The sequence below is a fragment of the Demequina iriomotensis genome (assembly GCF_000971395.1).
In the GTDB taxonomy this organism is placed as follows: domain Bacteria; phylum Actinomycetota; class Actinomycetes; order Actinomycetales; family Demequinaceae; genus Demequina; species Demequina iriomotensis.
The window spans coordinates 84,360-103,787 of sequence record NZ_BBME01000011.1 but is presented as its reverse complement, the minus strand read 5'-3'; the positions used below and the strand labels follow the sequence as shown (position 1 = coordinate 103,787).

21 protein-coding genes and 1 other RNA gene are annotated in these 19,428 nt (G+C 72.0%); 8 read left to right on the top strand and 14 right to left on the bottom strand.

Annotated elements, in window-relative coordinates:
• The first annotated feature begins 16 nt into the window (after window positions 1–16).
• Window positions 17–973 carry a glycoside hydrolase family 43 protein gene (locus AOM09_RS05725; protein WP_228375072.1) on the top strand — a complete coding sequence of 319 codons (957 nt, stop codon included), beginning with the start codon at window positions 17–19 and terminating at the stop codon, window positions 971–973.
• Between the two features lie 31 nt (window positions 974–1,004).
• Here AOM09_RS05725 and AOM09_RS05720 read toward each other — a convergent pair whose 3' ends face one another.
• From AOM09_RS05720 to AOM09_RS05710, 3 genes are read right to left on the bottom strand one after another with little or no spacing between them, the layout of a single operon-like run.
• Window positions 1,005–2,159: an acetyl-CoA C-acyltransferase gene (locus AOM09_RS05720; RefSeq protein ID WP_062385517.1), complete on the bottom strand. Its 1,155-nt coding sequence runs from the start codon at window positions 2,157–2,159 to the stop codon at window positions 1,005–1,007.
• Complete coding sequence (locus tag AOM09_RS05715; RefSeq protein WP_062385515.1) at window positions 2,156–2,803, bottom strand: 3-oxoacid CoA-transferase subunit B; 648 nt, start codon at window positions 2,801–2,803, stop codon at window positions 2,156–2,158. Before AOM09_RS05715 ends, AOM09_RS05720 begins: the two co-directional genes overlap by 4 nt.
• A gap of 1 nt (window position 2,804) precedes the next feature.
• Window positions 2,805–3,500, bottom strand: coding sequence for a CoA transferase subunit A (locus AOM09_RS05710; RefSeq protein WP_062385513.1), 696 nt, complete (start codon window positions 3,498–3,500; stop codon window positions 2,805–2,807).
• A 118-nt stretch (window positions 3,501–3,618) separates the two neighbouring features.
• On the opposite strand from AOM09_RS05710, the gene AOM09_RS05705 reads away from it, so the two are divergent.
• On the top strand, window positions 3,619–4,422 hold the full coding sequence (locus AOM09_RS05705; protein ID WP_228375071.1) for an IclR family transcriptional regulator: 804 nt from the start codon (window positions 3,619–3,621) through the stop codon (window positions 4,420–4,422).
• A gap of 13 nt (window positions 4,423–4,435) precedes the next feature.
• Here the strand turns inward: AOM09_RS05705 and AOM09_RS05700 are convergent, their stop codons facing one another.
• The 3 genes from AOM09_RS05700 to AOM09_RS05690 form a co-directional block, all read right to left on the bottom strand.
• Complete coding sequence (locus AOM09_RS05700; RefSeq protein ID WP_062385511.1) at window positions 4,436–5,086, bottom strand: hypothetical protein; 651 nt, start codon at window positions 5,084–5,086, stop codon at window positions 4,436–4,438.
• Window positions 5,087–5,163: 77 nt separating this feature from the next.
• The gene (locus AOM09_RS05695) at window positions 5,164–7,329 is read right to left on the bottom strand and encodes a DEAD/DEAH box helicase (protein ID WP_062385509.1); all 2,166 of its coding nucleotides are present in this window, start codon (window positions 7,327–7,329) and stop codon (window positions 5,164–5,166) included.
• A gap of 618 nt (window positions 7,330–7,947) precedes the next feature.
• Window positions 7,948–8,946, bottom strand: coding sequence for an ABC transporter permease (locus AOM09_RS05690; protein WP_156162255.1), 999 nt, complete (start codon window positions 8,944–8,946; stop codon window positions 7,948–7,950).
• Window positions 8,947–9,045: 99 nt separating this feature from the next.
• On the opposite strand from AOM09_RS05690, the gene AOM09_RS05685 reads away from it, so the two are divergent.
• Window positions 9,046–9,639: a TetR/AcrR family transcriptional regulator gene (locus AOM09_RS05685; protein ID WP_062385505.1), complete on the top strand. Its 594-nt coding sequence runs from the start codon at window positions 9,046–9,048 to the stop codon at window positions 9,637–9,639.
• A gap of 7 nt (window positions 9,640–9,646) precedes the next feature.
• Here AOM09_RS05685 and AOM09_RS05680 read toward each other — a convergent pair whose 3' ends face one another.
• The 4 genes from AOM09_RS05680 to AOM09_RS05665 form a co-directional block, all read right to left on the bottom strand.
• Window positions 9,647–10,210 carry a dihydrofolate reductase family protein gene (locus tag AOM09_RS05680; protein ID WP_062385503.1) on the bottom strand — a complete coding sequence of 188 codons (564 nt, stop codon included), beginning with the start codon at window positions 10,208–10,210 and terminating at the stop codon, window positions 9,647–9,649.
• A 103-nt stretch (window positions 10,211–10,313) separates the two neighbouring features.
• Window positions 10,314–10,757, bottom strand: coding sequence for an SRPBCC family protein (locus AOM09_RS05675; RefSeq protein ID WP_062385501.1), 444 nt, complete (start codon window positions 10,755–10,757; stop codon window positions 10,314–10,316).
• The gene (locus AOM09_RS05670; protein ID WP_062385500.1) at window positions 10,754–11,128 is read right to left on the bottom strand and encodes an ArsR/SmtB family transcription factor; all 375 of its coding nucleotides are present in this window, start codon (window positions 11,126–11,128) and stop codon (window positions 10,754–10,756) included. The genes AOM09_RS05675 and AOM09_RS05670 overlap by 4 nt, the downstream gene beginning before the upstream one ends.
• 102 nt (window positions 11,129–11,230) lie before the next feature.
• Entirely contained in the window at window positions 11,231–11,686 is a 456-nt protein-coding gene (locus AOM09_RS05665; protein ID WP_062385498.1) for an Lrp/AsnC family transcriptional regulator, read from the bottom strand.
• Window positions 11,687–11,840: 154 nt separating this feature from the next.
• Here AOM09_RS05665 and AOM09_RS05660 point away from each other — a divergent pair, with 154 nt between their 5' ends.
• A complete protein-coding gene (locus tag AOM09_RS05660; protein ID WP_062385496.1) occupies window positions 11,841–13,271 on the top strand; it encodes a DUF6421 family protein in 1,431 nt (476 codons plus the stop codon).
• Window positions 13,272–13,273: 2 nt separating this feature from the next.
• Window positions 13,274–13,951 (top strand): SDR family NAD(P)-dependent oxidoreductase, encoded by a 678-nt coding sequence (locus tag AOM09_RS05655; RefSeq protein ID WP_062385494.1) that lies wholly within the window; start codon window positions 13,274–13,276, stop codon window positions 13,949–13,951.
• A 43-nt stretch (window positions 13,952–13,994) separates the two neighbouring features.
• Here the strand turns inward: AOM09_RS05655 and AOM09_RS05650 are convergent, their stop codons facing one another.
• The 3 genes from AOM09_RS05650 to AOM09_RS05640 are packed head-to-tail and all read right to left on the bottom strand — an operon-like array spanning window position 13,995 to window position 15,836.
• Window positions 13,995–15,053 carry a zinc-binding dehydrogenase gene (locus AOM09_RS05650; protein ID WP_082098879.1) on the bottom strand — a complete coding sequence of 353 codons (1,059 nt, stop codon included), beginning with the start codon at window positions 15,051–15,053 and terminating at the stop codon, window positions 13,995–13,997.
• A gap of 59 nt (window positions 15,054–15,112) precedes the next feature.
• The gene (locus AOM09_RS05645; protein WP_062385490.1) at window positions 15,113–15,508 is read right to left on the bottom strand and encodes a cupin domain-containing protein; all 396 of its coding nucleotides are present in this window, start codon (window positions 15,506–15,508) and stop codon (window positions 15,113–15,115) included.
• Between the two features lies 1 nt (window position 15,509).
• Window positions 15,510–15,836, bottom strand: coding sequence for a carboxymuconolactone decarboxylase family protein (locus tag AOM09_RS05640; protein ID WP_062385488.1), 327 nt, complete (start codon window positions 15,834–15,836; stop codon window positions 15,510–15,512).
• Window positions 15,837–15,959: 123 nt separating this feature from the next.
• Between AOM09_RS05640 and AOM09_RS05635 the strand changes: the two genes are divergently transcribed.
• The gene (locus tag AOM09_RS05635; RefSeq protein ID WP_062385486.1) at window positions 15,960–16,850 is read left to right on the top strand and encodes a helix-turn-helix transcriptional regulator; all 891 of its coding nucleotides are present in this window, start codon (window positions 15,960–15,962) and stop codon (window positions 16,848–16,850) included.
• Window positions 16,851–17,311: 461 nt separating this feature from the next.
• Entirely contained in the window at window positions 17,312–17,758 is a 447-nt protein-coding gene (locus AOM09_RS05630; protein WP_062385483.1) for a hypothetical protein, read from the top strand.
• Between the two features lie 328 nt (window positions 17,759–18,086).
• Here the strand turns inward: AOM09_RS05630 and rnpB are convergent.
• Window positions 18,087–18,467, bottom strand: an RNA gene (gene rnpB / locus AOM09_RS05625) — RNase P RNA component class A.
• A gap of 183 nt (window positions 18,468–18,650) precedes the next feature.
• Between rnpB and AOM09_RS05620 the strand changes: the two genes are divergently transcribed.
• A complete protein-coding gene (locus AOM09_RS05620) occupies window positions 18,651–19,424 on the top strand; it encodes a YaaA family protein (protein WP_062385480.1) in 774 nt (257 codons plus the stop codon).
• Window positions 19,425–19,428 lie beyond the last annotated feature (4 nt).

Sequence of the window (19,428 nt, the reverse complement as noted above, 5' to 3'; positions counted from 1 at the left end):
GGACCGGAGGAGACTTATGACCACCACCCACCGCCTCGGCGACATCCCCATGCGCGATCCGTTCATCGTCGAGCCCTCCCCCGGCTCGTACGTGCTCTACGGCACCACGGACGCGAACATCTGGCGCGGCCCGGCGACCGGCTTCGACTGCTACACCAGCGACGACCTCGAGACCTGGCACGGCCCCGTCGCGGCGTTCCGCCCACGCGCCGGCTTCTGGTCGACGTCCCAGTTCTGGGCGCCCGAGGTCCACCGGCATGGCGGCCGCTGGTACCTCATCGCCACCTTCCTGCACGCGATCACGGGCGTGCGCGGCGTCGGCATCCTCGCCGCGGACGCCCCCACGGGACCGTTCGAACCGTGGAGCGACGGGCCCGTCACGCCCCGGGACACCCCGAGCCTCGACGGCACGCTGCACGTCGACGACGCCGGCCTGCCATGGCTGGTCTACAGCCGGGGCGCGGAGACCAACGGCGCCTGCGACGACGACGCGGCCGACGGCGCGATGCACGCGATGCGGCTCACACAGGACCTGCGTGGCCCGGCCGACGCACCGCAGGTGCTGTTCCACGCCTCCGACGCGGCATGGACCCGTCCGGTGCGGTTCGCCGCGGACGGGCCGTCCGCGGCGGAGCTCGGCCTCGCCGAGGATCCCCTCCTCACCGACGGGCCGTTCGTGGTCCGCACCGACGGCATCCTCACGATGCTCTGGTCCAGCTTCGGCGACGACGGCTACTCGCTCGGCCAGGCGACCTCGTCGGGAGGGATCCTCGGACCCTGGGAACAGAGCACCGCGCTCGTGTGGTCGCGCGACGGCGGCCACGGGATGCTGCTCCGTACCTCCGCAGGAGCGGATTACCTGGTGATCCACTCCCCCAACGACACTCCCCAGGAGCGCCCGATCCTCGTGCCGGTCGAGCTGGGCGGCGGCGCGGTCAGGCCGGCCGACGGCGGAGGCGACGGCGCCGCGTAGCCGCTCGACGCGCGGCGGCGGCCGCGCCCGGTCACAGCGCCTCGACCACCACGGCCGAGCCCTGCCCCCCGCCCCCGCAGATCGCGGCGACGCCGAGCGCGCCGGGACCCGACAGCGCCGCGCTGCGCGCCACGGTTCCCACCAGGCGCGTGCCCGAGGCACCGATGGGGTGGCCGAGCGCGATCGCGCCGCCGTGGCGGTTGACGAGGGCGGGATCCACGCCGAGCGCCCTGGTCGACGCGAGCGAGACGGCCGCGAACGCCTCCGACAGCTCGAACGCGGCGACCTCCTCCACCCGCCGTCCCGCCCGCACGAGCGCCGCGCGCGCGGCGTTGGCCGGCTGGGTGTGCAGCGACACGTCCGGGCCTGCGACGAGCGCCCACGACAGCACCCGCGCGAGCGGCGCGGCGACCAGGCCCTCGCGCGCGAGCACGATCGCGGCCGCGCCGTCGGAGATCTGCGACGCGTTGCCCGCGGTGATGGTGCCGCGGCCGCCGAAGGCCGGGCGCAGCGTCGCGAGCGACGCCACGGTCGTGCCGGGCCGGACGCCATCGTCGGCCGCCACCGCATCGTCCGCCCGCGGCGGCGTGAGGGGCGCGATCTCCTCGGCTTGGAACGCGGCGGCTTCGACCAGGCGCCGGTGGGACTCCGCGGCCCACGCGTCCTGCTCCTCCCGCGTGAGCGCATACCGCTCGGAGTGCTCCTCCGTGGAGGCGCCCATCGCACGATGCTCGAACGCGTCCGTGAGGCCGTCGTGCGCCATGGTGTCGAGCATCTCGATCGCGCCGTAGCGCGCGCCCTGGCGTGAGCCGACGTACGCGTGGGGTGCGAGCGACATCGACTCCTGCCCGATCGCGAGCACCACCTCCGCCTCGCCCGCCGCGATGAGGCGCGCGCCCTGCGCCACGGCCTCGGTGCCCGACAGGCAGACGGCGTTGAGCGTGGACGCCGGCACCGTCATCGGCACGCCCGCCGCGACGGCGGTCTGGCGAGCGGGGTTCTGCCCCGCACCCGCCTGGAGCACCTGGCCGGCGACCACCATGTCGACGCGGTCGGCGGCGATCCCGGCGCGCGCGAGCGCCGCCGCCGCGGCGTGGGCGCCCAGCGCGGTCGCGGGGATGCGGGCGAACGCGCCGCAGTACCTCACGAAAGGCGTGCGGGCGTAGCCCGCGATCACGACGCTCATGCCGCCTCCCCGTCCTCGATGCGCACCGGCGCCCCGGTCGCGGCGGCCACCTCGGCGAGCGTGACGCCCGGCGCGAGGCGTCGCAGCACCAGTCCTGCCGCGTCGATGTCGAGCACGCACAGGTCGGTGACGATGCGGTCGACCACCCCGACGCCGGTGAGGGGCAGGCTGCACTCCTCGACGATCTTGGGGGTCCCGTCCTTCGCCACGTGATCGGTGATGACCACCACCCGACGCGTGCCGGCGACCAGGTCCATCGCGCCGCCCATGCCCTTGACCAGCTTGCCCGGCACGGTCCAGTTCGCCAGGTCCCCGTGCTGCGAGACCTGGAGCGCGCCCAGGATGGCGGCGTCGACGTGCCCGCCGCGGATCATCGCAAAGGACGTCGCAGAGTCGAAGAAGCTGCCGCCGGGCATGACGGTCACCGTCTGCTTGCCGGCGTTGATGAGGTCGGCGTCCTCGTCGCCGGCGAGCGGGAACGGCCCCATGCCCAGCATCCCGTTCTCGCTCTGCAGCGTCACGGTGACGCCCGGCGGCAGGTGGTTGGCGACGAGCGTCGGGATCCCGATGCCCAGGTTCACGTACTGCCCGTCCCGCAGCTCCTCGGCGGCCACCGCCGCCATCTCCTCCCGGGTCCACGCCATGTCAGGCCTCCCTCACGGTGCGCTGCTCGATGTCCTTCACCCGCGGCGCGGCGCGCACGATGCGCTGCACGAAGATCCCGGGCGTCTCGACCGTGTCGGGGTCGAGAGGATGCGGGTCCACATGCTCGGCCTCGACCAGCGTGATGCGGCCGCTCATCGCGGCCAGCGGGTTGAAGTTGCGCGCCGTGAACCGGTAGCGCAAGTTCCCGGCGGTGTCCGCGCGGTGCGCCTTCACCAGGGCGACGTCCGCGACGATGCCGCGCTCGAGCACGTAATCGACGCCCTCGAACGTCGCGGTGGGCTTGCCCTCCGCCACCGGCGTCCCCACGCCGGTGCGCGTGTAGAAGCCGGCGATGCCGGCGCCGCCGGCACGCATCCGCTCGGCGAGCGTGCCCTGCGGCGCGAACTCCACCTCGAGCGACCCCGCGAGGTACTGCTCGGCGAACAGCCGGTTCTCCCCGACATAGCTGGCGACCACCTTGCGCACCTGGCCCGCCTCGAGGAGCACGCCCAGCCCCTTGCCGTCCACGCCCATGTTGTTGCTCACGATCGTGAGGTCGCGGGCGCCGGAGTCGCGCACCGCCTCGATCAGACCCGTGGGGTTGCCGCTCAGCCCGAAGCCGCCCACCGCGATGATCTGCCCGTCGCGCACCACGTCCCTCACCGCGTCCGCCGCGCTGGGGTACAGCTTCCCCATGGCTCCTCCGACCTCGTTGTCCGCCCACATCGTGGATATCCGGGACGCTAACGGCACGCGGGAATCACGGTCAACCGACGCGCACGATGTGGCCGTCCGCGGCTAAGGTGTCCACCAAGTGGACGTCAGCGAGGTGATCGTGGCCGAGCAGGGAGCGCAGGTGGTGGCGCGCGTGGGCGCCGTGCTGCGCACCCTGAGCGCCCGCGCAGGCGAGCCCGCGACAACCGCCCGCGTCGCCGAGGCGACCGGCCTCACCCGCCCCACCGCGCATCGTCTGCTCTCCGCCCTCGCCGCCGAGGGCCTTGTCGATCGCGCCGGGGCCGAGGGGTGGGTGCTCGGACCCGAGGCCTACATCCTCGGTGCGGTCGCTGCGGACCGCTACGACATCACGGAGCTCGCGCGCGATGCCGTGCGGGAGGTGGCGCGAGTGACAGGCGAGAGCGCGTTCCTGTCCGCGCGGCGCGGCGACGAGTCGGTGTGCCTGCTGCGCGAGGAGGGCGCCTTCCCGCTGCGCTCGCACGTGCTGTACGAGGGCATCCGCTTCCCGCTCGGGGTCGCCTCCGCCGGGCTGGCGATGCTCGCGATGCTCCCCGACCGCGACCGCGAGGCCTATCTCACGCGCACCGACCTCGCGCCTTCCTGGGGGGCGTCGCACGCCGTCGAGCCGTTGCGCGCGCGCCTGGCCGCGGCGCGCACGGCCGGCTACGTGGTCAACCCCGGGCTGATCGTCGAGGGGTCCTGGGGGATGGCCGCCGCGATCTTCGACGCGGCGGGCCGTCCCGCGTGGGCCCTGTCCGCGACCGGCGTCGAGTCGCGCTTCTCCCCCGCACGCCAGCCCGCGATCGGCCGCGTGCTGCTCGACCAGGCGCACGCCGTCACTCTGCGCGTGCGCGAGCGCTCGCCCGGCCGCGACCGCGCCTGACCTCACCGGGCGACTACCCCTCCGCGATCGCGAGCTCGCAGATCGTGGAGAAGAACCAGTCCTCGTCGAAGAAGTCGTCGAATGCCGCGTCGACATACCGCGTGGTGACGCCGTCCTGGGTGACGTGCCCGGTGAAGGTCGTGTCACCGCCGTACGGCGTCACCATCCTGCCGACCACCATGTAGACGGGCGCGCCGGTCGCCCCCTGGATCTTCCAGTGGACCCCGTCGGCCACGTACGACAGGGTCGAGTCGTCCCCCGGAACGGTGAACTCCTCGGTCCAACGGACGTTGGTGCGGATCGACACGCCCCCAGGACCGGTGGAGGAGGTGCTGTACTCGTCGACGTCGTTCGTGCGGAACCGCCGGTGGTACTCGAGGTTGTCCAGGCCGTAGTAGCGGGTCTGGTAGCGGTCCTCGGTGCGACGGTTGTACACGGGCACGTCGCAACCGGGCTCGTCGTCGAGCGTCCAGTCGCCGTGCAGGTGCCGCTCGCCCTTGCACACGGGACCGCTCGAGGTGAGGTGACATGCCCACGGCACGAACGAGCCGCTGAGGGCGGGGACCAGGGTGGACTCGTCCACCTCGTCGGGCTTGGCGGCCGACGGGGACGCGAGGGCGAGAGGGATGAGGACGGCGATGCCGACCGTGGCGAGCACGCGCATGATGAGCTCCTTCCGCTGGCGGTGCTGGTCCGGCGACCATGCGCGCCCGCGGTATGCATGCGGTATGCGCCGTCGGGCTACCCGAGCCCCTCCGCCGCGAGCGCGTCCACGAGCAGCGCGACCAGCGCGTCGAGCTGCACGTCGGTGGACGAGCCGCCCTCCTCGACCTCGGCGCCGTCGAGCGCCGCCGCGGCGAGCCCCGCCTTGCTGTCGATGAGCTCGGCGATCTTCGCGTCGATGGTCTGCGCCGCGATGATGCGCCACGCGGTCACCGGCTCGGACTGGCCGATGCGGTGGATGCGGTCGATCGCCTGGGTCTGCTCCGCGTCGGTCCACGACAGCTCGGCGAGCACCAGGTTCGACGCGACCTGCAGGTTGAGCCCCACGCCGGCGGCCATGAGCGAGCACACCGCGACCTGGACCTCGGGGTCCTCCTGGAACGCCGTGACGTTGCGGTCGCGCGCGGCACGCGTCTGGTCACCGCGGATCGAGGCGTACCTGATGCCACGGTCGGCGAAGATCTGCTCCGCCTGGTCCATGACGTCGACGTGCTTGGCGAAGAACACCACCTTGCCGACGTTGCGCGCGAGCTGCGCGGTGTAGTCCGCGGCGAGCGACGCCTTCGCCTGACCGATGCGCCGCACCATGGTGAACACGTTGTCGCCGGTCGACTTCTCGCTCGCGTCCTTGAGCTCGGTCGCGGCGATGCGCCGCGCGAGCTCGAGGTCGATGCCCTCGGCGTCCGCCGCATCGTCCTTGCGCGCGGCGATCGCGCGCCGGTAGCTCTCGACCATGCGCGTCGCGAGCGCCGCCTCGGCGGCGCGGATGCTGCGCCCGAGCGGTCCGTCGAGCTCGACGGGGAGGTCCGCGACACGGCGGGCGGGGATGTCCTTGGCGACGTCGGCCTTGCGGCGGCGGACGATGCCCATGTCGATGACCGCCGCCCGCGCCGAGGCGTAGAAGCCGCGATCCGTCGGGATCAACCCCGCGTCCTCGAGCGACTCCATGAGCGCGCCGAGCGGCTTGTCGCCGTCGATCCAGCCCAGCAGCTCCCAGATCGCCCGGAAGTCCTCGATGTCATTGATCAGGGGGGTGCCGGTGAGCGCCATGAGCAACGGCCGCGCGTGGCGGCGTCGGATGCGCTCCGACAGGCTCAGCACGTGCTGCGAGCGCTGCGAGCCCTTGTTCTTGATGAAGTGCGCCTCGTCGACCACCATGCCGCGGAAGCCCAGGTCCCCGAACCAGCCGACGTGGCGGTCGAGGATCTCGTAGTTGACGATCACCACGTCGGCGAACGCGTCGACCTCGTCTCCGTCGCCGTGCACCACCGAGGCCCGACGATGCGGGATCCAGAGGTCGACCTCATGCGCCCAGTTGGTCTTCACCACGTTGGGCGCGACCACGAGCAGGGGGTAGGCCTCGGCGGCCTCGGCCGCGAGCAGCGCCTGGGCGGTCTTGCCCAGGCCCGGCTCGTCGGCGAGGAGGAACGTGCGGTGGCCGCGCGCGGCGGCGGCGACCAGCTGGGCCTGGTGCGGCATGAGCTCGCGGCCGAGCGGGGGCCGGACCCGCGCGGACGCCAGGGCGCCGGGCTCGGGGAGGTCCATGCACGCGCGCACGCCGGTCGTGTCGTGCTCGAAGGACCGGAAGAGCGGCTCGAGCAGCTCCCACCCCGCGAGCCTGCGAGGCCGCACGACGGCGCTGTCGGCCGCGGACGCGAAGTTGGGCGCGAGGAAGGGGTTCGCGAGCTGGTACGAGACCGCGGACTGCGGCACCACCTGCTTCTCCGCACCGGGCGCGGGAGCGGTGGGAGCAGGCGTCTCGGGCTCGTCGGGCACGTCGCGGCCGGCGGCGCCGAGCACCGTCGCCTTGTAGTTCCGTGCGGCGTCGGAGACCCGCGCATCCTCCGCGAGCAGCGCGAGGAGCGACGTGTCGCGCGCGGCGATCTTCGCGAGGATCGTCGCGAGGCCATCGAGGCGCTTGAGCTCCTCGTCGCGCTTCGCGACGGTGAGCTCGGGATCGGCCTTGACGCGGGCGCGCTCCTCGCGCACCAGCAGGCCCACCACCTGGAACTTGGTGCGGGTGGTGCCGCGCGTCGGCGGCTTCTGCACGGCCCGGTCCACCTCGCGAGCGATCCCTGCCAGCAGCGGGATGAGGCCCTGCTCGGTCGGGCGCGACGTGCGGCGACGCTGCGTGGTGCCACCGGTCCGTGCGCGACCGGAACGCTTCTGCCCTGCTCCTGACACTGCGGCTCCTACTCGACTCCGCGCCGCGCAAGCGGCACGCTCCCCTGACAGGGACGCTGACTCCTCGCGCGCCGGGACTCGAGCTCTACACGCGGGTGGCGGACCGTGCTCGCTCGATCGGCGGCAACGCGGTCCGTCGGCGTGGACGGCGGCGGGCACCCGCGACGGCCCTGCATGGTCCCGGGTACGCGTGCATTCTACGGCCCGAGGTCCCGATCGGACGACAGCGACGCACGCGGGTCGCCGTGCGCGCCCTGGACCTCGCCCGAGACCCCCGCCACCTCGCCGACCGCCACCCGGACGCGAGGTTGTCACCCCTGTCGACTTGGCGCATGGGATCTTGAGATCCTGGGCGTCGATCCCGGCCTGGCGCATGGGTTCTTGAGGTCGAGCCTCGACCGGCGGCCCCACCCGGACCGCGCATGTCGCTTCAGCCGCACCAGTTCCTCTTCGGCCTGCCCGCCCCGCCCGCGGGGCGAAATCTCAAGATTCCCTGCACGAGGCCCTGATCTGGACCCACGACCTCAAGATTCCCTGACCTAGGCTCCCCGGGCGCGCGACAGCACGCGGCCCGCGCCCCCGACGAGGGAGGCGCGGGCCGGCGCGAGCGAGGCGCGGCTACGCCGCGACGACGGGCTCCGCCTCGGCTGCGGAGACGCGCCGCGCGCGCAGACCGGACAGCCCGAGCAGCAGCGCGCCGAGCGCCGCCCACCCCGCCAGCACCAGCACCGGCTGCGCGATCGCCGCGCCGTCGAAGAACGCGACGTTGCGCAGGAGCGTGCCCGTCGCGCCCGGCGGCAGCAGCTGGCCGATCACGCCCCACGGCTGCGGGAGCATCTCGGGCGCGGAGGTCAGCCCCGACAGCGGGTTGCCCAGGAACACCACCAGCAGCGCGCCCACCCCGATGCCAGGCCTGCCCAGCAGGCTCTCGAGCCCCAGGACGGTCAGCCCGGTCGCGAGGATGCCGAGCGTCGCCGCGGCGGCCGTGGCCCAGAAGCTTCCCGCGAGAGTGCCGAACCAGAAGTGCAGGATCGAGGTCATGGCGAGACCGCCGACCACGGCGAAGCCGCCGATCGCCGCGAGGCGCCGTCCCGTGCCGCTGATGAGCAGCGTGGTCGCGACGCCCGCGATGAACCCGCCGAGCGCGATCGGCAGCGCGCCCGCGGACAGGCCGATGCCGCGAGGGTCGTCCTCGGTGGTCGGGACCACGTCGCTCACGGTCGCGACGCTCCCCTGCTGTGCGGCAGCCGCCTGTCCGACCTGCGTGAGGAGGGCCGAGACCGTCGGGCTCGCGGCCGAGGCGACGTCGACCTCGAGGCCGTCGGCGCCCAGGATGAAGGCCCCGTAGACCTCGCGCTCGCGGATCATCGCCTCGGCCTCCTCCTGCGACGCCGCGACTGCCACGTCGAAGGCACCCGGCTGGGCTGCCTCGAGCGCGCCGATCATCTGGTCGGCGGTCCCGGCGGGCGCGACCACGGCGATCGGCAGGTCCCGCGGCGCGGAGTTCACGGCGGGCAGCCCGAACGCGACGAGCATCGTGCTGACGAGCAGCGCGAGGCCGAGCGCGAGGCCCACCACGGGCCTCCAGCTCTGGCCGGTATCGGATGTGGCGGACATGTGCGGCCTCCAGGCTCGTCTCGAATTAGATACGATACGTACCGTACCTTATCGCCGCGATAGGGTGCATCGGACGCACCGGCGGCAGAGGGAGGCACGATGACCGGCACCCCCGCTCGCCGCCGCCGCGCCGGCGAGCTCGAGTCCGCCATCCGCGTCGCCGTGCTGGACGAGCTCCACGAGCGCGGCTACCCCGGCCTCACCTTCGAAGGCGTCGCGCGCCGCGCCGGCACCTCCAAGCCGGTCCTCTACCGTCGCTACCCCACGCGCGCCGCGATGGCGATCGACGCCTTCGTCTCGAGCCGCGTCGCCACGCCCCCCGCGGACTTCGCGGGCCCGCTCCGCGAGGACCTCGTCGCGCTGATCTCCGGCATGCTCATGCGTGTCGGCGCCGACGGCGTCGCCACCTTCCGCGGCGTCATCGGCGAGGTGGACGATGCGACGGTCGCCCGGGTGGGCGCGCTCGTCATGTCTCAGGTCGAGGGCTGGCTGGGCGGGATCCTCGACCGGGCGCGCGAGGCCGGCGAGCTGGGGCCGACGCCGGCGCCCGCACGGGTGGTCAGGGCGATCGTCGCCCTCATGCGCAACGAGGTGCTCTTCGTCTTCGGAGCGGGTCAAGCTCCCGACGTCGAGGGCATCGTCGACGACGTGATCGTGCCGCTGCTGCGCGCCACGACGGCCTCGCCGCGCTGACGGACCGTCAGCGCACGACGTCGTACACGAGCTTCTGCACGCCGTTCGCGTACACCTCGTGCTCGACCACGGACAGCTTCACCGCATCGCCGGCGGACTCCCCGAACAGCCGCTTCCCCGCGCCGAGCACGATCGGGAAGACGAGCAGGTGGTACCGGTCGACCAGGCCGGCGTCGGCGAGCGCCTGGGCGAGCTCGAGGCTGCCGTGCACGATGATCGGACCCCCTTCGCCAGCCTTGAGCGCGGCGACCTCGTCGAGCGAGGCGAGCATGGTCGCCGGCCACCGGTCGTCATCGCCGCCGCGAGTGGTCGAGACGACGTAGCGCGGCATCGCGTTGTACCCGGCGAACTCCTCCATCGACGGCCAGACGGGGGCGAACATCTCGTAGGAGCGACGGCCGAGCAGCAGGGCCGCCGCCTCGTCCTGCTCGCGCCCCTTGAGCTCGTAGATCGCGGGATCGAAGTCGACCGCGGTCATCGTCCATCCGGACTTGTCAAAGGTGGGCTCGGGGCCCGGACCCTCGGCGACCCCGTCGGCCGAGGTGAATGCGGTGACGATGAGCTGGCGCATGGTTCTTCCTCCCACAGGACGAGGCGGCGGCCACTCCGTCGACCCCTGTATTAAACCTTACGGTTTAAAACCAAAAGGTGCAATAGGGGCGAGGCCGAGACGCTCACCCGAGGATCTCGGCGATGACGTCGATGAAGGTCTGCCAGCCCGCCAGCACACCCTCGCGCTGCTCCGTGGTGAACCCCGGCGTCTCCTGCGTCATCCGCATCCGCGTGCCCGCCGCGGACGGCTCGAGGGTGATCACCAGGCGCGCCCGCGCCGCCTCCTCGGGGCGATCCGTGAGCGTCATGACCAACCGCGTCGGCCGTTCGACCTCGAGGAACTCCCCCGCCCATGCGATCGCATGGCCGTTCGGCAGCACCATGAGCGCGGACCACGCACGCCCAGCCTCGGCGCGATAGTCGAGCTCATCCAGAGGGACGTCGACCTCCTTGCCGCCGAACCACCGCGCGAACGACTCGCGGGTCACCCACGCGTCGAACACGGCCTCGGGCGGCGCCGCGAAGTCGCGATCGATCTCGATGCCCTCGTCCGTGATGCCGGTCATCGCGCACCCCCGTCGCGCTCGGCAGCGGCCGGCCGCCGGCCGGACACGGCGTGGGCGAGGAAGTCGTCGAGCGCGTCGAAGCTGTCGCCCCAGAAGCGGCTGTAGTCCGAGATCCACGCCGAGGCGGCCTCGAGCGGACGGGCGTCCAGCGTGGCCGGGCGGTACTGCGCGTCACGGCCGCGCGTGACGAGCCCGGCACCCTCGAGCACGCGCAGGTGCTTCGAGACCGCCGCGAAGCTCATGTCGAAGGGCTCCGCGAGGTCGCCGACGTTGGCCGAGCCATCGGCGAGCCGCGCGAGGATCGCGCGCCGGGTCGGATCGGCGAGCGCCGCGAACGTCCTGCTCAGCGCATCGTCCAGCGTCGCGACCATGTCTCCTCCGCCCCGCGCGGCGCCGCCGCGCTCCGTGGTGAACCATCTGGTTCCATACCACGGTAGCAGGGTGGATGGACGATGCGAGGGGTGCGACGGGCGCTACGCCCCGTCGGCGGGCGCCATGGGTCGGTTCTCGTAGAAGGTCTGGAGGACCACCGTGGTGCGGGTGTTCACCGGCACCGCCTGCCGGATCTCACGGATGAGGGCCTCGAGGTCGGGCGGGCTCGGGACGCGGACGAAGAGCATGTAGCTCGCGTCGCCGGCGATCGAATGGCACGCCTCGACGGCGGTAAGGTGCTCGAGCAGCTGCGGAACGTCGTCCGCCTGCGCGGGATCAAGCGGCGTGATCTCGATGAAGGCGGAGAACGGGCGACCCAACGCCTCCGGGCTCACCAACGCCCGGTACCCCGCGATGACGCCGCCGGCCTCGAGCCGCTTCAGCCGCGCCTGGACCGCGGAGGTCGACAGCCCGACGTGGGAGGCGAGCTGAGCGAGGGTGGCGCGCGCGTCGCGGGAGACCTCCGCCACGAGCCTCGAATCGACTGGATCCTGCATGACACGGAACGTACCGCATCGTGCCGGCGCGTGCCGGGACCACGAGCGCCGGGCACAGGCGGAATCATTGCCACACGTCCCTGTGGATGGAATGATTCCCGTATCGGATGCTTCAGAAGGTAAGAATTCCTGCTCGATGATGAGGGAGGTCCCCATGTCCGTCTCCGTCGACCCGCCGCGGCCCGTGGCGCCGGACGCGACGCACCCGTCCGACGTCCGGACCGTCGAGTCGAGCGCCGCGTGGCTCCGGCTCAAGGAGGCCGCGACTGCCCTCCAGCCGCTGCAGGCCAAGGATGGATCCGTGCCGGACCACGAGGACCACGCGGCGGCGCACGGCCTGGTCCAGCGCATCGTCGCCTCGATCGAGGAGCTCGCGCCGCTGTTCCCGCACGACGCGGCCTACCTCCAGGCGCTCCCGCGCGACTTCGCGCGCTGGGCCGACGGCGGCTTCGGCGTGCCCGACTTCTTCGACTCGCTGCTCGAGTTCCAGCCGCAGCAGCACCGGGTCGACGGCATCCGCCACCTCATCGTGTTCCCGATGTACACGCAGAACGGCTCGCCCGATCGCCACGTCGAGGCGCTGCTGGCCGAGGTGATCTGGCCGGACTTCGTCGCAGCGCTCGAGGCCGGGGACTACGGCAACGCGCTCTTCGTCTCGCTGCGCCTCATCGACTTCACGCCGGGCTACGACACCAACGCGGCGGTCCTGTTCCCCGAGACCGTCGCCATGCGCGAGATCCCGCGCTTCACGTGGGGCGCGATCTTCCAGGACCGCGAGGCCGCGCGCTACCGGCGCGTGGTCGCGGCCGCGGCGGACATCACCCATCTGACGATGCCCGCGGAGGCCGCGGCGATGCTCGAGGACCAGGCGCTCGCGGAGCGGACCTTCGTGATGTGGGACCTCATCCACGACCGCACCCACATGCGCGGCGACCTGCCCTTCGACCCGTTCATGATCAAGCAGCGGATGCCGTTCTTCCTCTACACGCTTGAGGAGCTGCGGTGCGACCTCACCGCGTTCCGCGAGGCCGTGGCGATCCAGCGGACGCTCGACGCACGCGTGTCCGCAGGTGAGGAGCTGACGCCGCTCGAGGCCGACACGCGTCGCCACGCCGGGCTGGTGCAGCACGCGATCCTCTTCGACCGCATCTTCCGCTTCCCGATCACAGGGTCCCGTGTGCGCAACTACGACGGCCTGGGCGGCCAGCTGCTGTTCGCCTGGCTCCACCGCAAGCACGTTCTCGAGTGGCGCGACGTCGAGCTCAGCGTGCGCTGGGACCAGGTGGCCGATGCGGTGGTCGAGCTGAGCGATGCGATCAACGCGCTGTACTGGGAGTCGATCGACCGGCCCAAGACGGTCCATTGGCTCAAGGCGTACGAGTTGATCTCCTCCGTGATCGCCCCGCACCCCGCGTCGACGTGGGCGGCCGGGCTCCCGCGCGAGGTGCTCGCCGGCCCACCGAAGGGTTACACCGACCTGGTGATGGACGACGAGTTCCCGCTGTCCATGTTCTTCGAGGCGCTGAACAGGAAGATGGGTCCCGTGATCGCGTCCACCACCGGCATCCGCGCGTCCGCGGCCTGACGATGCCGGACCTCACGCGCCGGACGGTGCTGATCGCGGGCGCGACCAGCGCCGTCGGCGCGGCGGCGACGCGTGCGCTGATCGCCGCGGGCGCGCGGGTGATCGCCACGGGACGCGACGCCGGCCGGCTGGCGCCGCTCGCCGCGCTCGGCGCGAGGACGGAGGTTCTCAACCTCGCGGACGAGGCCCAGGTGGTGCGTCTCGCCGAACGGCTGCACGATGCGGGCGTCGCGCTCGACGGCGTGCTGCACCTGGTGGGCGGCTGGCGCGGCGGCGGCGGGTTGGCAGGTCAGACCGAGGCGGACTTCCGGGCGCTGGAGGCCTCGTTCACGGCGCTGCGCCACGTCTCCCGCGCCTTCGACGCGAACCTGCGTCGCTCCCCCGCCGCCAGACTCGCGATCGTCTCCTCGACGGCGGTCGAGCGCCCCCTCGCGGGCGGCGCCAACTACGTGGCGGTCAAGGCGGCGAGCGAGGCGTGGGTCCGCGCGGTGGCGCAGGGCTACGCCAAGGACGCGCGCGACGCGGGTGAACCGCCGCGCGCGGCCGCGGTCATCGTCCGGGTCGCGAGCCTCGCCGGGCTCGAGGACGCCGTGGCGCGCGCGTACGTCGGGCTGTGGGACGCGAGCGCCGAGGATGCGAACGGCTCGGTCATCGAGGTCGGTGCGGGCCCCGGGCGCTGAGGCCGGGGCCCGCACCGTCGCATCGTCCCGTCCGGGACACGCGTCAGCGGGTGGGGTCGACCATCACCTTGAGCGCCTTGCGGCGGTCCATGGCCTGGTATCCGGCGGGGACGCCATCGAGCCCGACCGTACGGTCGAACACCCGGCCCGGGTCGATCTCGCCGTCCAGGACCTCCCGGATGGCATCCTCGAGGTAAGCGCGCACCGGCGCCGGACCGCCGGCCAGGCGGATGTTCCTGCCGAACAGCGACTCGAATCCGATCGGCGCCTCCTCGTACTGCGGCACTCCGACGCGGGAGATGATCCCGCCCGGCCGGACCGCTCCCACGGCCTGCTCATACGCCGGCATGTGCCCCACCGCCTCGAGGACCGCGTGCGAGCCGAGGCCGCCCGTGAGCTCGAGCACCTTCGCGATGCCCTCCAGTCCGCGCTCTGGGACCACGTCTGTGGCGCCCCACTCGCGGCCCAGGTCGGTGCGGGCCTGGTGGCGGCCCATGAGGATGATCTGGTCCGCGCCCATGCGCTTCGCGGCGAGCACGGCCGAGAGCCCGACCGCGCCGTCGCCGATCACGGTGACCGATTGTCCCTGCTGGATGCCTGCCATGAACGCGGCGTGATACCCCGTGAGGTAGACGTCGGACAGCGCGAGCAGGGACGCGAGGAGCTCCTCCGACGCGGTGTCGGGGTCGACGCCGGGGACCGCGACCAGCGAGCCGTCCGCCTGCGGGATCAGCGCGTGCTCCGCCTGGAGCGCTCCGCGGGCGCCAGGGCCACCGTAGAAGCCGCCATGCGGGCACGCGGTCTGGAACCCGGCCGCGCAGATCTCGCAGGTGTTGTCCGAGTAGGCGAACGGGACCACGACGAAGTCGCCGGGTGCGATGCGGGTGACGGCGGAGCCGACCTCCTCGACCACGCCGATGGCCTCGTGACCCATCGGGCAGCCCCCGGGGATCTCGGGGAGGCCGTGATAGGGGTGCAGGTCGGACCCGCAGATGCAGAACCGGACGGTCCTGATGATCGCATCGGTGGGCTGCTCGATGGTCGGCTTGGGGCGGTCCTCGATGCGGACGTCTCCGACCTGGTGCATGACTGTGGCGCGCATGGTGATGGGTGAGTTCCTTCGGTGAGGTGAGAGCGGGGTGTCGGGGGTCGCGGCGGCCGTCACCGGCCGTGCTCCTCGTCGGTGACGTGAGCGCCGCAGACGGTGGCGGTCGACGGGTCGGCGCCCTCGACGAGGGCGAGGTGCTCCATGAAAGAGTCGGGCGAGGCGGCATGCCAGTGCTCCTCGCCCGGAGGCGTGTAGACGGTCTGCCCGGCCTTGGCCTCGACGATGGTGCCGTCACGGGTGCCGAACAGCGCGGTGCCGTCGGTCACGTGGCAGTACTGGCCATGCGCGTGAGAGTGCCATGCGGTCCGCGCACCGGGCGCGAAGCGCACCTTGGCGAGCACGGCGCGCTGCTCGGGGCCGTGCGGGATCGCGATCAGGTCGACCCAGACGTCGCCGGCGAACTGCTCCGGCGGGTTCTTCATGGTGGGGATGGTGGGCTCGATGTTCATGTCATGCCTCCGTGGAGAAGAGCTTCTGGGCGAGGGTGAGCGCGGAGACGGCGCGGGGCCAGCCGGCGTAGAACGCGACGTGCGTGATCGCCTCCGTGATCTCGTCCTCGGTGAGGCCGTTGGCAAGGCCCATAGGGATGTGCGCGTTCAGCTGCTCGATATTGCCTGCGGTGACGAGGCTCGTGATGGTCACGAGGCTGCGGTCGCGGCTCGACAGCTCGTCCGTGCGAGCCCACACCGTGCCGAAGAGCACGTCGTCGGTGAGCTCCACGAACGTGGGCGCGAAGTCGCCCATCATCCGCTGCATCGGAGTCTGGTCGTGTGGCATGTCCGCCTCCTTGTTCCGGTTACCGGTCCAGGAGAACGCCTCCCGGGGCCGCGCGGGAGGTTCTGCGAGAGGTACCTCTGCCAGAACCCCCCTCGCACGGGCCGCCGCGCCTACCGTGGTGGCATGACCACACGTGACGAGGTGCGCGAGTTCCTGGTCACCCGCCGCGCCCGGGTGACGCCCGACATGGTCGGGCTGCCGCAAGGTGGCAGCCGACGCGTTCCCGGGCTCCGCAGGGGCGAGGTCGCGGTGCTCGCGGGCGTGAGCGTCGAGTACTACACCAAGCTCGAGCGCGGCGACCTCCGTGGGGTCTCCGACGAGGTGCTCGAGGCGATCGCGTCGGCCCTGCGCTTCGACGAGGCCGAGCGCTCCCACCTGTTCGACCTGGCACGCACGGCGAACGTCGGCACGCGCCCCCGTCGCCGGGCCACGTCGCGCATCGGGGTGCGGCCCAGCCTGCTGCACCTGGTCGACGCGATCACCGAGGGCGCGGCGGTGCTGGGCACCCCGCGCGGGGACATCGTCGCCACGAACGCGCTGGGCCGGGCGCTGTATGACCCGGTGTACCGCTCGCAGCCCGAAGCCGTCGGCTATCCGCGCTTCATCTTCCTCGACCCCGCATCGAGGATCTTCTACCCCGACTGGGACGAGATCGCCGACGCCTCCGTCGCATCGATGCGCACCGTCGCGGGCCGCAACCCGTTCGACAGGTCCGTCACCGACCTGGTCGGCGAGCTCTCGACCCGGTCCGAGGAGTTCCGCACCCGCTGGGCGCGGCACGATGTCCGCCACCACATCGAGGGCATCAAGCACGTCGACCACCCGGTGGTGGGGCTGCTCGAGCTCGAGTACAACGTGATGGCGCTTCCCGCCGATGACGGACTCGGGCTGACGGTGTACACGGCCGTGCCGGGATCGGACTCCGCCGAGAAGCTCGCGCTGCTGGCGAGCTGGTGGGCGTCGGAGCAGGCGTCCGAGGCGCGCGAGGCTGCGCTCCCTCGAGAAGGCGGATGAGCTGGCCGATACGCCGGGTTGGCTGCCTGCGCTGCTGGCAGGCAATGAAGAGTAGCGGAATATGCCTACTGCCAGTCACTTTACTAGCGCTTTGTCATATGAGATGTGGCTGCTCGTAGTTGAGTTGCGACCCATGTGCGTCCCGTTGGCTCCGCACCGGTGCATGCGCGGCCCCGGTGACCCTCGCCGCGTCAGGGGGGTCCGCGGGCGCTCTCGCAATACGTTGCGGGCACGCGTGAAGGGTCCCGCGACCCTCTGCCTTCGCCGCCCCGAGGTTTCGCCCGCGACCGACCAACGCCTCGGAGCGTTAGCGATTTGGAGGACCCAACCTGGGCGGCCCGCCTCGTGCTCGACGGGCGGGCCGATTGCAAATTCTCAGGTTCCCTGCGCCAAACCGTTCTAAAAGGTGCAGACTTCACTTGGCGCGGACTTCCCGCACCAATCCGGGAGGGGCAACCATCATGAGGACAACTCGTTTCAGGCTCGCCGCCGCTGTCGTCGGCGCGCTCGCGGCCCTATTCGCATTCACCGCACCCGCCAGCGCAGACGGCAAGCCCGTCCCGCTCCAGCCGGTCCCGTCGGCGGAGAACGTCTATTCGGCCAGCGTGACGCTCACAGGCGGCGTGCCCGTCTCCGCGAACATGGCGTGCCGCACCGGGCCGTCTGACGCCTTTTTTCGCGTGCAGACCTTCGTTCCGAGCGGCGTTACCTCCCTCGTGGTGAAGTTCAAGGCACGCAATGTCCAGGTCACCGCGAACTATGTTTTCGACGAGCCGACAGGCATCACTGTGTCTCGGCTCCTCGGCACGTCCAGCGTCGAGGCAGGTCACTTGTGGGTCTCCATGACGTACGCGGACGGCACGGTCGTCGAGCAGCACTTCAGGACCCCCGCGCTCGATTGCGCATGAGCCCTTGGTCGCCGCCGACCGAATGGCCGCGCTGACAGGACGGTCCCATAGGTCGACATCGACGCGCCCCCGCTCGCCCCCCGGCCAAGCGGGGGCGCTGTCACGTGCTCGCACCTACAGCCCATATGCATCGCGGCACCGTCTGGCCCGCAGCATCCCGCCCGGCAAGCGTTCAAGCCATGGGACCATAAGCGCCGTCGCTGCCTCGATCATCGCGGTCGCGCAAGCCCGCTCGGGCGAGTTGCGGCCTCTGTGCGGCCTGTTGAAGAGCCGGCCACTTGTGAATGACCTGAACATGCAGATAAGACGGCATAGAGGCCAAGCCAAGCGGATGAGCTGGCCGATACGCCGGGTTCTGTCTCTCGCACCCGTTGCCGGGGACGAGGGGCGACCATCCATCTAGGCCCTGGATTGCTCCAGGGCTCAAGCAACCTACCCGCATGCTCGGGCGAGCAGCCCTCGAACGCATGCTGTCTGGTCTTGCTCCGGGTGGGGTTTACCTTGCCGCTCCTGTCGCCAGTCGCGCGGTGAGCTCTTACCTCACCCTTTCACCCTTACCCCCGCGAGCCCGAAGGCCCGCGACGGCGGTCTGCTCTCTGTGGCACTGTCCCGCGGGTCACCCCGGGTGGCCGTTAGCCATCACCCTGCTCTACGGAGCCCGGACGTTCCTCGGGATCCCGAAGGACCACGCGGTCGCCTGGCCAGCTCATCCGCCCACCTAGGGTACCGGTCCGGACCCGACCGGCGCATCGTCCCCACCCGCCCACCGCGCACAGGTCACGGATCCTGGGATGCTCGGCGCCGGATCCCCGTTCAGCGGCGAACCGAGCCTCTCCGAATCCGTGACCTCTGCGGGCGGGACCGAGGCGGCGCACCGCCTACCCTGGTGCCCGTGCTGATCCTGCTCCCGCCCTCCGAGGGCAAGACCGCTCCCCCATCCGGCGACCCCGTCGACCTCACCGCGCTGTCGCACCCGAACCTGGCGGCCGCCCGACAGAAGGTCGGCGACGCCCTCGCGAAGGTGAGCGGCCAGCGCAACGCGATGGACGTGCTCGGCGTCGGCGCCTCCCTCCACCAGGAGGTCGAGCGCAACCGCACCGTATGGGAGAACGCGAGCGCCCGCGCCGCACAGATCTACACCGGCGTCCTCTACGACGCCGCCGGCATGGCCGACTGGGACGCCGCGACGCTCGACAAGGCGGACGCGAGCGTGCGCATCGTCTCCGCGCTGTGGGGCGCCGTCTCCCCCGCCGACCGGATCCCCGCCTACCGCCTCAGCATGGGCACCACGCTGGGACGCCTCGGCGGGCTCGGCACCTACTGGAAGAAGCACCTGCCCGCAGAGCTCGACGCGCTCGCCGCGGGCGGCCTGGTCATCGACTGCCGGAGCGCCTCCTACGTCGCCGCATACAAGCCGACCGACGCCCCCTGGGTCAGCGTGAGCGTCCAGCGCGAGCTGAACGGCAAGCGCGCCGTGGTCAGCCACATGGCCAAGCACACGCGCGGCCTCCTCGCGGCGCACCTGGTGAGGGACGATGCACGGCTGGAGTCCGCACAGGACCTCGCCGACGCGGCGGCCGGGATGATCGGCGACGCCCTCGTCGACGTCACGCTCACCCCCAAGCCCAAGGGGCCGGACGAGCTCACGCTCGTCATCGCGGGATAGCCTC